At 57.9% G+C, this 12,884-nt stretch carries 5 protein-coding genes, 2 tRNA genes and 3 rRNA genes; 3 read left to right on the forward strand and 7 right to left on the reverse strand.

Features of this window, described 5'->3' with window-relative positions; genetic code table 11:
• Positions 1–65: 65 nt before the first annotated feature.
• Entirely contained in the window at positions 66–2,135 is a 2,070-nt protein-coding gene (locus NFI08_RS02325; RefSeq protein WP_108450171.1) for a TonB-dependent receptor family protein, read from the forward strand.
• A gap of 169 nt (positions 2,136–2,304) precedes the next feature.
• Complete coding sequence (locus NFI08_RS02330) at positions 2,305–2,862, forward strand: HutD/Ves family protein (RefSeq protein WP_162816548.1); 558 nt, start codon at positions 2,305–2,307, stop codon at positions 2,860–2,862.
• Positions 2,863–3,630: 768 nt separating this feature from the next.
• On the opposite strand, the gene rrf is transcribed toward NFI08_RS02330, so the two are convergent.
• The 7 genes from rrf to ilvC all read right to left on the reverse strand — a co-directional run bounded on the left by rrf (position 3,631) and on the right by ilvC (position 11,893).
• A 5S ribosomal RNA gene (gene rrf / locus NFI08_RS02335) occupies positions 3,631–3,746 on the reverse strand.
• 95 nt (positions 3,747–3,841) lie between these two features.
• Positions 3,842–6,729, reverse strand: a 23S ribosomal RNA gene (locus tag NFI08_RS02340).
• A gap of 200 nt (positions 6,730–6,929) precedes the next feature.
• Positions 6,930–7,005, reverse strand: a tRNA-Ala gene (locus tag NFI08_RS02345).
• A gap of 127 nt (positions 7,006–7,132) precedes the next feature.
• A tRNA-Ile gene (locus NFI08_RS02350) sits at positions 7,133–7,209 on the reverse strand.
• Between the two features lie 101 nt (positions 7,210–7,310).
• Positions 7,311–8,848 (reverse strand): 16S ribosomal RNA (locus tag NFI08_RS02355).
• The 16S, 23S and 5S rRNA genes sit together here with 2 tRNA genes alongside, the layout of an rRNA operon.
• A gap of 799 nt (positions 8,849–9,647) precedes the next feature.
• The gene (gene pssA / locus NFI08_RS02360) at positions 9,648–10,469 is read right to left on the reverse strand and encodes a CDP-diacylglycerol--serine O-phosphatidyltransferase (protein ID WP_045994259.1); all 822 of its coding nucleotides are present in this window, start codon (positions 10,467–10,469) and stop codon (positions 9,648–9,650) included.
• A gap of 263 nt (positions 10,470–10,732) precedes the next feature.
• Positions 10,733–11,893 carry a ketol-acid reductoisomerase gene (gene ilvC, locus NFI08_RS02365; RefSeq protein WP_260425399.1) on the reverse strand — a complete coding sequence of 387 codons (1,161 nt, stop codon included), beginning with the start codon at positions 11,891–11,893 and terminating at the stop codon, positions 10,733–10,735.
• Positions 11,894–11,976: 83 nt separating this feature from the next.
• Between ilvC and ilvY the strand changes: the two genes are divergently transcribed.
• The gene (ilvY, locus tag NFI08_RS02370) at positions 11,977–12,864 is read left to right on the forward strand and encodes an HTH-type transcriptional activator IlvY (protein WP_045994257.1); all 888 of its coding nucleotides are present in this window, start codon (positions 11,977–11,979) and stop codon (positions 12,862–12,864) included.
• Positions 12,865–12,884 lie beyond the last annotated feature (20 nt).

Consider the following 12,884-nt stretch of genomic DNA (forward strand, 5'->3'; position numbering starts at 1 on the left):
AAACGATAAAGATGCTCTTTCGAGCCACCACTCCCTTCTCGCCTCGCCGTTCAAGGATGAACCTGATGACCTCTCGCCCGGCCGCCGCCCTGCTGCTGCTCCCGCTGGCAACGCCTGTCACCGCACAGACTGCCGCAACCGACGACCGCGCCGTCGAGTTGCAGCACCCCGTGTTGACGGTGTCGGCGCCGCGCCTGGAGCGCGAGCTACTCACCACCCCGATGGCTGTCTCGGTGGTCGATGAAGACGACATCCATCAAGGTCAGCAGCGGGTCCGTCTCGATGAATCCCTGGTTCGAGTGCCCGGGGTCTTCATCCAGAATCGCGACAACTTCGCCCAGGGTGCTCGTGTCTCCATCAGGGGCTTTGGTGCCCGCGCTCCCTTCGGCGTGCGCGGCATCACCATATTGGTGGACGGTATTCCCTACACCCTCCCCGATGGCCAGGCCCAGCTCGATGCCATCGACCTGGACAACGCAGAACAGATCGAGGTCATCAGGGGACCGGCGTCGGTTCAGTACGGCAATGCCGCCGGTGGCGTCATTTCGGTCACGACGGCGGACGGGCGTGACGAAGGTGACGACTCGACGACGATACGTGCCGGTATCGGTAGCGACGGCTACAACAAGCAATCCCTTTCCACCGGCGGCGAGCACGACGGCTGGGCCTACCACCTGGGTGCCTCGCGACTGGAACTAGCCGGCTATCGGGATCACAGCCGCACCGAGAAGCGCTTGCTGAACGCCAGCCTGTCACGGGATATGGGCGATCAACGCCGTCTCACCGCCATCATCAACCTGCTCGACAACCCCCGTTCCGAAGATCCTGGTGGCCTGACCCAGGACCAGGTCGATGAAGATCGCCGACAGGCGGGCCGCTTCACCGAGGACTACGACACCGGCCAGGAGGTGGACCAGCAGGTCGTGGGATTACAGTACGAGGATCTTGGCTTCGGCCCCGGGGAGCTCTACCTCAAGGGATTTACCACCTGGCGAGACTTCGAACAGCAATTGCCCTATCCGGGCGACAGCTTGATCGACTACCGACGTCACCACTTCGGTGGCAGCGCCGAATATCACCAACGCTTCAACCTAGCCGGCATGACGCTGGACAGCATGGTGGGTATCGACGGCGCTCGCCAGGAAGACGACCGCCATCGCCGCGATGTAGCCTTCGATGGCAGCGTGACGGGAGAAGTGGCCGACGAGACCCAGACGGCGACCAGCCTGGGTATCTTCGCCCAGGGCGACCTTGCCCTGAATGAGCACTGGACACTGTCGGCCGGCGGACGCTTCGATCGCATCGACATGGAAATCGATGACGACTACGACAACGATGGCGACCAGAGCGGTGAACGCACCTTCCACGAAACCAATGGAAGCCTGGGAATCAGCTACCGCTTCCATCCCTTGCACCAGGTCTACGCCAACACCTCCACCGCCTTCGAGACACCGACCTTCTCGGAGTTTGCCAATCCCGCAGGTGGTGGCTTTAACCCCGACGTCGAGCCCCAGGAGAGCTGGAGCCGTGAGCTCGGGGTGCGCGGCACCCTGCCCACCGGACTGGATTACGACGTCACCCTATTCTCGATCGACGTCGACGATGAACTGGTCCCCTACGAGATCGATGGTAGCGATCGCACCTTCTACGAAAACCTTGGCGACACCAGCCGCGACGGGCTCGAAGTCGCGCTAGGATGGCAGCCCTCGGCGCGTCTGGAGCTCAATACCGCCCTGACCCTGGCACGCTACGAGTTCGACCAGGTTTCCGGTAGTGACCTGGACGGCAACCGTCTGCCCGGGCTTCCGGAGACAACCTGGGTCAACCAGCTCACCTGGTACGGGACAGGCAGCCAGGACACACGTTACTTTGCCACCCTGGAAACCCAGTATGTGGGCGACATGGTCGCGGACAATGCCAACCGGGTAGACGTCGACAGCTACTGGCTGGTCAACCTTCGTGCGGGTGACGGCTGGCGACTGGGCGGCAACCAGATACTGTCGACCTACCTCGGCATCCGCAATCTGTTTGACGAAGACCACTATGCCAATGTCCGCATCAATGCCAGCAACGACCGCTATTTCGAACCGGCGCCAGACCGTTCCTTCTATGCGGGCGTAGAACTATCATTTTGATGTAAGCACAATTTTTTCGCCGTACTGTTGCGATTCGGGAGTCAGCGCCGAGCGAGAGTCGCTCTACCCCAGCATCTCTTGAGCCAGATCAAGCACGTCGACTTAAACCCTTGAGACGATGAAACGATCCTTGGCAAAAGGAGACGCAGCACTCGCTGGCCAACCTCCCATGATCATTCGACGCTCATCCGAGACACCCGCGCGCCTCTGGTCCGGCGGCACGACGCGGGAGCTGTTTATCGCTCCCGTTGACAGTGACTATGCCGACCGGACCTTTCAGGTCCGCCTGAGCACCGCCACGGTAGAGTCCGAAGAGTGCCTGTTCACCCCTCTGGCAGGCTACGAACGACACCTCATGGTATTGGAAGGCGAGGCCCACCTTGAGCATCAAGGGCACCGCTCCAGGGACCTCAGGCGCTTCGAAGTCGACACCTTTGACGGCGCCTGGCAAACCCTGAGCCAGGGGCTCTATCGCGACTTCAACCTGATGGTGAGATACGGCAGTCGCGGCTACCTCACACACCAGTTGCTCCGCGAACAGGAAACCCTGCACCTGTCACCGGAACCCGCACTACTTCGAGCCTGGTACCTGATCAGTGGTCGTGTGGAACTCGTCTCCGGCGAGGTACTCGCGGCCGGTGATCTTCTGGTCATCGAACCCGGCGACCGCCTGGGCCTGCGTTCGCTGCAAGCGAGCCAACTGGTCGTCTCCACCATCGCGTTCTAGGCACAGAGCCGCGACAATCGTCTTGCTGAAACTTGCCTGAAACCAAAGAAGCCCGCCTCCTCTCGGAAGCGGGCTTCTTCGTGATACATGCCTGATCTGTTCCCGACAGGGTAGTCGCATGGGGGTGAGTCACCTCGCCTTATTCGGCTGAACTTGTAGAGAGCCATGCATGCGCTCTTTACAAAAAGAAGGCCCAACTCCTCTCGGAATTGGGCTTCTTCTGAATAAATGCCTGACGATGACGCTTAGACAGCAAGGTCGCTCGCATGGGGGTGAGTCACCCCAGGGTTTTGCGGCAACGCCGCAAGGGGGGACGAACGACGCGAGCCTGCCCTTGAGAAGAGCCAGGCCGAACCGCGCCGAGGGGGGTTATCGGCGCGGCCCCACATATAAAGAGAGGGGCTGAACTTGTAGAGAGCCATGCATGCGCTCTTTACAAAAAGAAGGCCCGACTATCTCTCGATAATCGGGCCTACTTCTGAATAAATGCCTGACGGACGGGCCGACCTTCTGATCTACAGCGCCCGCCCAGACCGCCGCTCCGCCCCTGAAGACTGCCGGATGACGCCACCAAGGTAACAATGTTTCTCGCATGGGGGTGAGTCACCCCAGGGTTTTGCGGCAACGCCGCAAGGGGTGACGAACGACGCGAGCTTGCGAGCGGCCGGACCGCACGCAGTGCGGCCCCACATATAAAGAGAGGGGTCTTCCCCATGCATGCGAAAAAGCCCGATTATCTCTCGATAACCGGGCTTCTTCTTAATAAATGCCTGACGATGACCTACTCTCGCATGGGGAGACCCCACACTACCATCGGCGCTGAGCGGTTTCACTTCTGAGTTCGGCAAGGGATCAGGTGGTTCCCACTCGCTATGGTCGTCAGGCGGAAAAAAGACAATATATATCATGCCGACGATACGCTTCATCGTATCCGTCAATTAATTCGAGACATCATCGACCAAAACCCTTTGGGTGTTATATGGTCAAGCCTCACGGACCATTAGTACCGGTTAGCTCAACGCCTTGCAGCGCTTCCACACCCGGCCTATCAACCAGCTGGTCTTGCTGGGTCCTTTAGGAGGCTCAAGGCCTCAGGGAGATCTCATCTTGAAGGGGGCTTCCCGCTTAGATGCTTTCAGCGGTTATCCCGTCCGTACATAGCTACCCGGCAATGCCACTGGCGTGACAACCGGAACACCAGAGGTACGTCCACTCCGGTCCTCTCGTACTAGGAGCAGCGCTTCTCAAATCTCCAACGCCCACGGCAGATAGGGACCGAACTGTCTCACGACGTTCTAAACCCAGCTCGCGTACCACTTTAAATGGCGAACAGCCATACCCTTGGGACCGACTTCAGCCCCAGGATGTGATGAGCCGACATCGAGGTGCCAAACACCGCCGTCGATGTGAACTCTTGGGCGGTATCAGCCTGTTATCCCCGGAGTACCTTTTATCCGTTGAGCGATGGCCCTTCCATACAGAACCACCGGATCACTAGAACCTACTTTCGTATCTGCTCGACGTGTCTGTCTCGCAGTTAAGCACCCTTATGCTCTTGCACTCACTGCACGATTTCCAACCGTGCTGAGGGTACCTTCGTGCTCCTCCGTTACTCTTTGGGAGGAGACCGCCCCAGTCAAACTACCCACCACACACGGTCCTCGAACCGGATTACGGTCCTGAGTTAGAACGCCAATGATGCCAGGCTGGTATTTCAAGGTTGGCTCCACCCCATCTGGCGACAGGGTTTCAAAGCCTCCCAGCTATCCTACACAAGCAACATCAGCGTCCAGTGTGAAGCTGTAGTAAAGGTTCACGGGGTCTTTCCGTCTAGCCGCGGGTACACAGCATCTTCACTGCGATTTCAATTTCACTGAGTCTCGGGTGGAGACAGCGTGGCCATCATTACGCCATTCGTGCAGGTCGGAACTTACCCGACAAGGAATTTCGCTACCTTAGGACCGTTATAGTTACGGCCGCCGTTTACCGGGGCTTCGATCAGGAGCTTCGCGTGAGCTAACACCATCACTTAACCTTCCGGCACCGGGCAGGCGTCACACCCTATACGTCCGCTTGCGCGTTTGCAGAGTGCTGTGTTTTTAATAAACAGTTGCAGCCACCTGGTATCTTCGACCGCGTCAGGCTCCGGTCGCGAGGACCTTCACCCTAATGCGGCGTGCCTTCTCCCGAAGTTACGGCACCATTTTGCCTAGTTCCTTCACCCGAGTTCTCTCAAGCGCCTTGGTATTCTCTACCTGACCACCTGTGTCGGTTTGGGGTACGGTCTCACAGTATCTGAAGCTTAGAGGCTTTTCCTGGAAGCGTGGCATCGATGACTTCCTGACCGTAGTCAGTTCGTCTCGCCTCTCGGCCTTGAGGATCCGGATTTACCTGAATCCTCAGCCTACCGGCTTTCACCAGGACAACCAACGCCTGGCTCACCTAGCCTTCTTCGTCCCCCCATCGCAATACTGTGAGGTACGGGAATATTGACCCGTTTCCCATCGACTACGCCTTTCGGCCTCGCCTTAGGGGCCGACTCACTCTGCTCCGATTAGCGTCGAACAGAAACCCTTGGTCTTCCGGCGGGGGAGTTTTTCACTCCCCTTGTCGTTACTCATGTCAGCATTCGCACTCGTGATACCTCCAGCATGCTTCTCAACACACCTTCATCGGCTTACACGACGCTCCTCTACCGCTCGTCATTCGACGAACCCGTAGCTTCGGTACCTGGTTTGAGCCCCGTTACATCTTCCGCGCAGGCCGACTCGACTAGTGAGCTATTACGCTTTCTTTAAAGGATGGCTGCTTCTAAGCCAACCTCCTAGCTGTCTAAGCCTTCCCACATCGTTTCCCACTTAACCAGGATTTCGGGACCTTAGCTGACGGTCTGGGTTGTTTCCCTTTTCACAACGGACGTTAGCACCCGCTGTGTGTCTCCCACGCTTGCACTCACCGGTATTCGGAGTTTGCCTCGGGTTGGTAAGTCGGGATGACCCCCTAGCCGAAACAGTGCTCTACCCCCGGCGGTGATACGTGAGGCGCTACCTAAATAGCTTTCGAGGAGAACCAGCTATCTCCGGGCTTGATTAGCCTTTCACTCCGATCCACAAGTCATCCAAATCTTTTTCAACAGATCCTGGTTCGGTCCTCCAGTTGATGTTACTCAACCTTCAACCTGCTCATGGATAGATCGCCCGGTTTCGGGTCTATTTCCAGCGACTGGTCGCCCAGTTAAGACTCGATTTCTCTACGCCTCCCCTATACGGTTAAGCTCGCCACTGAAAATAAGTCGCTGACCCATTATACAAAAGGTACGCGGTCACCAAACAAGTTGGCTCCCACTGCTTGTACGCATACGGTTTCAGGATCTATTTCACTCCCCTCTCCGGGGTTCTTTTCGCCTTTCCCTCACGGTACTGGTTCACTATCGGTCAGTCAGGAGTATTTAGCCTTGGAGGATGGTCCCCCCGTCTTCAGTCAAGGTTTCACGTGCCTCGACCTACTCGATTTCACAACACTCAGGTTTCGGTTACGGGGCTATCACCCACTATGGCCAGACTTCCCAGTCTGTTCACCTACCAGTTGTGTTGCTTAAGGGCTGGTCCCCGTTCGCTCGCCGCTACTAGGGGAATCTCGGTTGATTTCTTTTCCTCGGGGTACTTAGATGTTTCAGTTCCCCCGGTTCGCCTCTCATGTCTATATATTCAACATGAGATACCCAAGTTACCTTGGGTGGGTTTCCCCATTCAGAGATGTCCGGGTCGCAGGTCGTTTGCCACCTCGCCGAACCTTATCGCAGGCTTCCACGTCTTTCATCGCCTCTGACTGCCTAGGCATCCACCGTATGCGCTTCATCGCTTGACCATATAACCCCAAAAGGTCTGTCAATCGATGATGTCACGACAATTGCCGGATACGCTTGAAACGTATCTTACTTTGTCAGCATGATATACATTGTTAAAGAGCGTTAGAGCAAAAGCTCTAAGCGAGAGACTTGATATCGTCTGATGGCGAACAAGCCTCTTGCTTAGAACTTGACGACTGTTTTACTCGAGATCGAGAAATGGTGGAGCCAAGCGGGATCGAACCGCTGACCTCCTGCGTGCAAGGCAGGCGCTCTCCCAGCTGAGCTATGGCCCCATATCCTGTCGGGTATGCTTGACCAGAACCAGCTATCAAACGATGGGCCTGGGCAAATCCGATGCTACCCGGCGAGCTCACCGATCTTCACCACACCAAAGGCGTGCACTCGCTGAACTTATGAAGATGGTGGGTCTGGGCAGACTTGAACTGCCGACCTCACCCTTATCAGGGGTGCGCTCTAACCAACTGAGCTACAGACCCATTGCCGAGCAATATTGGGCATAAATCCCAAACAGTCGTTACTCTTGCTTGATCAGGTAATTCATTGTGAGCACTTACCGACAGTCAGATGACGTGTCGTTTAAGGAGGTGATCCAGCCGCAGGTTCCCCTACGGCTACCTTGTTACGACTTCACCCCAGTCATGAACCACACCGTGGTGATCGCCCTCCGAAGTTAGGCTAACCACTTCTGGTGCAGTCCACTCCCATGGTGTGACGGGCGGTGTGTACAAGGCCCGGGAACGTATTCACCGTGACATTCTGATTCACGATTACTAGCGATTCCGACTTCACGGAGTCGAGTTGCAGACTCCGATCCGGACTGAGACCGGCTTTATGGGATTAGCTCCACCTCGCGGATTCGCAACCCATTGTACCGGCCATTGTAGCACGTGTGTAGCCCTACCCGTAAGGGCCATGATGACTTGACGTCGTCCCCACCTTCCTCCGGTTTGTCACCGGCAGTCTCCCTAGAGTTCCCGACCGAATCGCTGGCAAATAGGGACAAGGGTTGCGCTCGTTACGGGACTTAACCCAACATTTCACAACACGAGCTGACGACAGCCATGCAGCACCTGTCTGAGAGTTCCCGAAGGCACCAATCCATCTCTGGAAAGTTCTCTCGATGTCAAGGGTAGGTAAGGTTCTTCGCGTTGCATCGAATTAAACCACATGCTCCACCGCTTGTGCGGGCCCCCGTCAATTCATTTGAGTTTTAACCTTGCGGCCGTACTCCCCAGGCGGTCGACTTATCGCGTTAACTGCGCCACAAAGCTCTCAAGGAGCCCAACGGCTAGTCGACATCGTTTACGGCGTGGACTACCAGGGTATCTAATCCTGTTTGCTACCCACGCTTTCGCACCTCAGCGTCAGTGTCAGTCCAGAAGGCCGCCTTCGCCACTGGTATTCCTCCCGATCTCTACGCATTTCACCGCTACACCGGGAATTCTACCTTCCTCTCCTGCACTCTAGCCTGACAGTTCCGGATGCCGTTCCCAGGTTGAGCCCGGGGCTTTCACAACCGGCTTATCAAGCCGCCTACGCGCGCTTTACGCCCAGTAATTCCGATTAACGCTCGCACCCTCCGTATTACCGCGGCTGCTGGCACGGAGTTAGCCGGTGCTTCTTCTGTGAGTGATGTCCTCCCTCGAGGGTATTAACCTCAAGGCTTTCTTCCTCACTGAAAGTGCTTTACAACCCGAAGGCCTTCTTCACACACGCGGCATGGCTGGATCAGGCTTTCGCCCATTGTCCAATATTCCCCACTGCTGCCTCCCGTAGGAGTTCGGGCCGTGTCTCAGTCCCGATGTGGCTGATCATCCTCTCAGACCAGCTACGGATCGCAGCCTTGGTGAGCCGTTACCTCACCAACTAGCTAATCCGACATAGGCTCATCCGATAGCGCAAGGTCCGAAGATCCCCTGCTTTCCCCCGTAGGGCGTATGCGGTATTAGCCTGGGTTTCCCCAGGTTATCCCCCACTACCGGGCAGATTCCTATGCATTACTCACCCGTCCGCCGCTCGACGCCTCCTAGCAAGCTAGGATCGTTTCCGCTCGACTTGCATGTGTTAGGCCTGCCGCCAGCGTTCAATCTGAGCCATGATCAAACTCTTCAGTTTAAAGTCTGATAGTCCGTTAAGCGGACCAAACTTGGCTCAAGGTTCAAACGTCTCGTTTGACGAGTCGCTTGCCTTGATATTTCAGTGACAGTGTCACTGACTCATCGGCAAGCGCCCACATGAATTACCTGATCAAATTATTAAAGAGCATGCTCTGGACTCTATAGAGAGCTTAAAGAGCGTCTCGCTTTGCTGCGCCGCAGCCCGAATCGTTAACCCGAGCCCTTGTCACAGCGCCCTGCGAGGAAGGCGTATTCTACAGAATCGAAGCGTTTCGTCAAGGCTTTCTTTTTTCGCCGTGCAAGCGATGCCTGCAGGACCCAAGAGAAAGCGAAGCGAGCCTGACGCACATCCTGCGATGCCGTCCTGGCGACTCCGATCGAGTGGCGAGCATTCTATCGATTTCTCGTTGCCCGTCAAGTGGAGAATTTTTCGAAGACTTGAAAAAGTCTTTTCAAAACAATCACTTTTACCACCCTTCACCGCCTGTGACGTTTGCTCGTCGCCGGCAGCGGATGCGTACTTTACGCATCACCTCCGGCCTTGGCAAGCGCTTTTCGGAAAAAAATACCAGATCATCGAGCAGTGTCGATCCAACAGCGGCACCATCTTGTCCACACCGCTCTATGGAAGCCCCCCTGTGGATGAATGCACAGACAGCCCCAGAAGGCGCTTTCGGCACTCATACAAGAACAGGAACGCCCGCGCTAGGCGGGCGTTCCTGTCGGTCGTCAGTATAACGAAGCGTTGGGCTTGCTGCTCACATCGGCCTGTATTGTTACCGCAAGATGATCCTGGGCTAGGTCTTGAGCTTGCGCATCAGCGCCATCGTCGGACCGGACGCCACATAGGTACCGAACAGCAGCAACAGCATGACCGACGGCTCGATCGAGATCACGACAAATCCCAGCACGATGGCCAGCAGGGCCACAAAGGGCACTGGCCCCTTGAGATCGACATCCTTGAAGCTGTAGTAGCGAATGTTGCTGACCATCAAAATGCCAGCCGCCCCCACCACCAGCAGCATCAACAGCTTGAAGCCAAGAGCGGTGGCGTCGAAGCTGTGGAACGTCCACACACTGGCCGCCACCAGCGCCGCCGCCGACGGGCTGGGCAAGCCGATGAACCACTTCTTGTCGACGCTGCCGATCTGCACGTTGAACCGCGCCAGGCGAAGCGCCGCACAGGCCACGTACAGGAACGCCACCACCCATCCGGTCTTGCCGATGTCCTGCAGGATCCAGGTAAAGGCGACAAGCCCCGGCGCCATGCCAAAGGAGATCATGTCAGCAAGGCTGTCATATTCGGCGCCAAACTCGCTTTGTGTATTGGTCAGCCTGGCTACCCGGCCGTCGAGGCCATCGAGCACCATGGCGATGAAGATGGCCACCGAAGCGGCGGTGAAATCGCCATTGAGGGCGGCGACAACGGCGAAGAATCCCGAAAACAGCGCCGAGGTGGTGAACAGGTTCGGCAACAGGTAGATCCCCCGCCGTCGCACCTTCTTGCCGTCCTCGACCGCTTCTTCCACGACTTCGGATTCCCGCATGAAGGCGCTGGCCAGATCTTCATCCTGGGGCTCTCGTGGTTCCTGCTCACGCTTGCCTGCGTCTTCGCTCATCTCTGTCATCCATTGGCTTCGAGTATGGGATCATTCTACACGACCGGCCGGCCGTTACCGCCAACCTCGCGGCAGCCGTCCTCTACCTCCAGCCTCGGGCACCTGCGGGCCAAACGCAAGGCACAGCGCAGGATTCATGCGGCAGCACCATGACCACTCAGTCGTTCACCCATGACGCAACGGGGGAGGAGCACTGAGTGTGCTCCTCCCCCGTTTCTGTCCCCATCGGCGGGCAAGCCCGACGATGGGTTACCAGGAACCCATCAGTTCTTGGATTTGTCGACAAGCTGGTTGGCGGCGATCCAGGGCATCATGCCACGGAGCTTCTCACCGACCTGCTCGATCTCGTGCTCGGCGTTCAGGCGACGACGTGCGGTCATCGAGGGGTAGTTGCTGTTGCCCTCGTTGATGAACATCTTGGCGTACTCGCCGGTCTGGATACGCTTGAGGGCGTTGCGCATGGCGGCACGCGACTCGTCGTTGATGACCTCAGGGCCGGTCACGTACTCGCCATACTCCGCATTGTTGGAGATGGAGTAGTTCATGTTGGCGATGCCGCCTTCGTACATAAGGTCAACGATCAGCTTGAGCTCGTGGAGACACTCGAAGTAGGCCATTTCAGGGGCGTAGCCCGCTTCTGTCAGGGTCTCGAAGCCGGCCTTGACCAGTTCGACAGCGCCACCACACAGGACAGCCTGCTCACCGAACAGGTCGGTTTCGGTCTCGTCCTTGAAGGTGGTCTCGATGATGCCGCTGCGGCCACCACCGATGGCGGCGGCGTAGGACAGGCAGAGTTCCTTGGCCTGGCCGGTGGCATCCTGGTGGATGGCGATCAGGTCAGGAATACCGCCGCCACGGGCGAATTCGGAGCGCACAGTGTGGCCCGGCGCCTTGGGGGCGATCATCACCACGTCCAGATCCTTGCGCGGCTCGATCTGGTTGTAGTGGATGTTGAAGCCGTGGGCGAAGGCCAGGGTAGCGCCTTCCTTGAGGTTCGGCTCGATTTCCTGCTCGTAGATAGCCTTCTGGTTCTCGTCCGGCGCCAGCACCATGACGACGTCGGCGGACTGGCAAGCCTCGGCCACAGAGGCCACCTTCAGGCCGGCGGCCTCCGCCTTGGCGGCGGAAGAAGAACCCGGGCGAAGCGCGACGGTGACGCTGACGCCGGATTCCTTCAGGTTGTTGGCGTGGGCGTGGCCCTGGGAGCCGTAACCGACGATGGTGACCTGCTTGTTCTGGATCAGCTGAAGATCGCAGTCCTTGTCGTAATAAACGCGCATCTGGTGCTCCTGAAAACGAGTGCCTGCTCGGCGATAGAAGAGATCTTGTCTGTGTCGTGTTGCGTTCAGCGTTGATGGCCACCCGCGCCGTCTTGTGCGGCGCTGGGCAGACGAGAGGGCTCGCCCTCCGTCGATGCATCCCACCTTACGCCAGCGCCCGTATTGCGTAAAACGCTATATTTGCAATACTACGTGCCAAAATATGCAATTACAGGTCAGGACTCCCCATGGACTTCCGCCCCCTGAAGCACTTTCTGATGCTGGCCGATTCACTGCACTTCGGCCGTGCCAGCGAGGCCTGCCACGTGAGCCCATCGACCCTGAGCCGCTCCATTCGCCAACTGGAACAACAGCTCGGCGTGGTGCTGTTCAACCGTGACAATCGCCACGTGGTGCTGACCCCCCAGGGAAAGCGCTTCCAGCGCTATGCCAAGGAAGCCCTGGAAGAGTGGGAACAGGTCCGCCTATCGTTGCAGAGCGAGGCCAAGCGCCTCAGTGGTGAAATCAGCATCTACTGCTCGGTGACCGCGAGCTACAGCTTTCTCTACAGCCTGCTGGCCGACTTCCGCCAGCGCTATCCCGCCATCGAGCTCAAGCTGCACACCGGCGACCCAGCCCGAGCCATCCAGCGAGTGCTGGCCGGCGACGAAGACATGGCCATTACCTCACGCCCGCGCCGCCTGCCCGATGGTCTCGCCTTCAAGTCGCTGACCCGTTCGGCACTGGTGTTCATCGCCCCACAAGAGCAACGACCGTGGGTGCCACAGCAGCCGATGAGCCCGAGCCAGACACAGTGGCAAGGGGTGCCAATGATCCTGTCGGAGGCTGGGCTATCGCGGGAACTGGCCGACACCTGGTTCAAGGCGCTGGGCGTGACCCCGACCATCTACGCCCAGGTAGCCGGCCACGAAGCCATCGTCAGTATGGTCGGACTCGGCTTCGGCATCGGTGTGGTGCCACGCATCGTGCTGGAGGCGAGCCCGCTGGCCGAACGCGTGAGAATACTCCCGGTCAAGCCGGAACTGCCGCACTACGACGTGGGCCTCTGTGTGCTGGAGCGGCGCCTGAAGAGCCCGTTGATCGATGCCCTGTGGCAGGAAGTCGTGGAGCGTTGAGGCCGGGCACGAAAACGCCG

Source organism: Halomonas sp. EF61 (assembly GCF_040147045.1).
GTDB lineage: Bacteria > Pseudomonadota > Gammaproteobacteria > Pseudomonadales > Halomonadaceae > Halomonas > Halomonas litopenaei.

Coding starts and splice junctions, on each gene's coding strand:
- NFI08_RS02330 (WP_162816548.1), top strand. CDS start 2,305: ATGATCATTCGACGCTCATCCGAGACACCCGCGCGCCTCTGGTCCGGC.
- pssA (WP_045994259.1), bottom strand. CDS start 10,469: ATGAGCGAAGACGCAGGCAAGCGTGAGCAGGAACCACGAGAGCCCCAG.
- NFI08_RS02325 (WP_108450171.1), top strand. CDS start 66: ATGACCTCTCGCCCGGCCGCCGCCCTGCTGCTGCTCCCGCTGGCAACG.
- ilvY (WP_045994257.1), top strand. CDS start 11,977: ATGGACTTCCGCCCCCTGAAGCACTTTCTGATGCTGGCCGATTCACTG.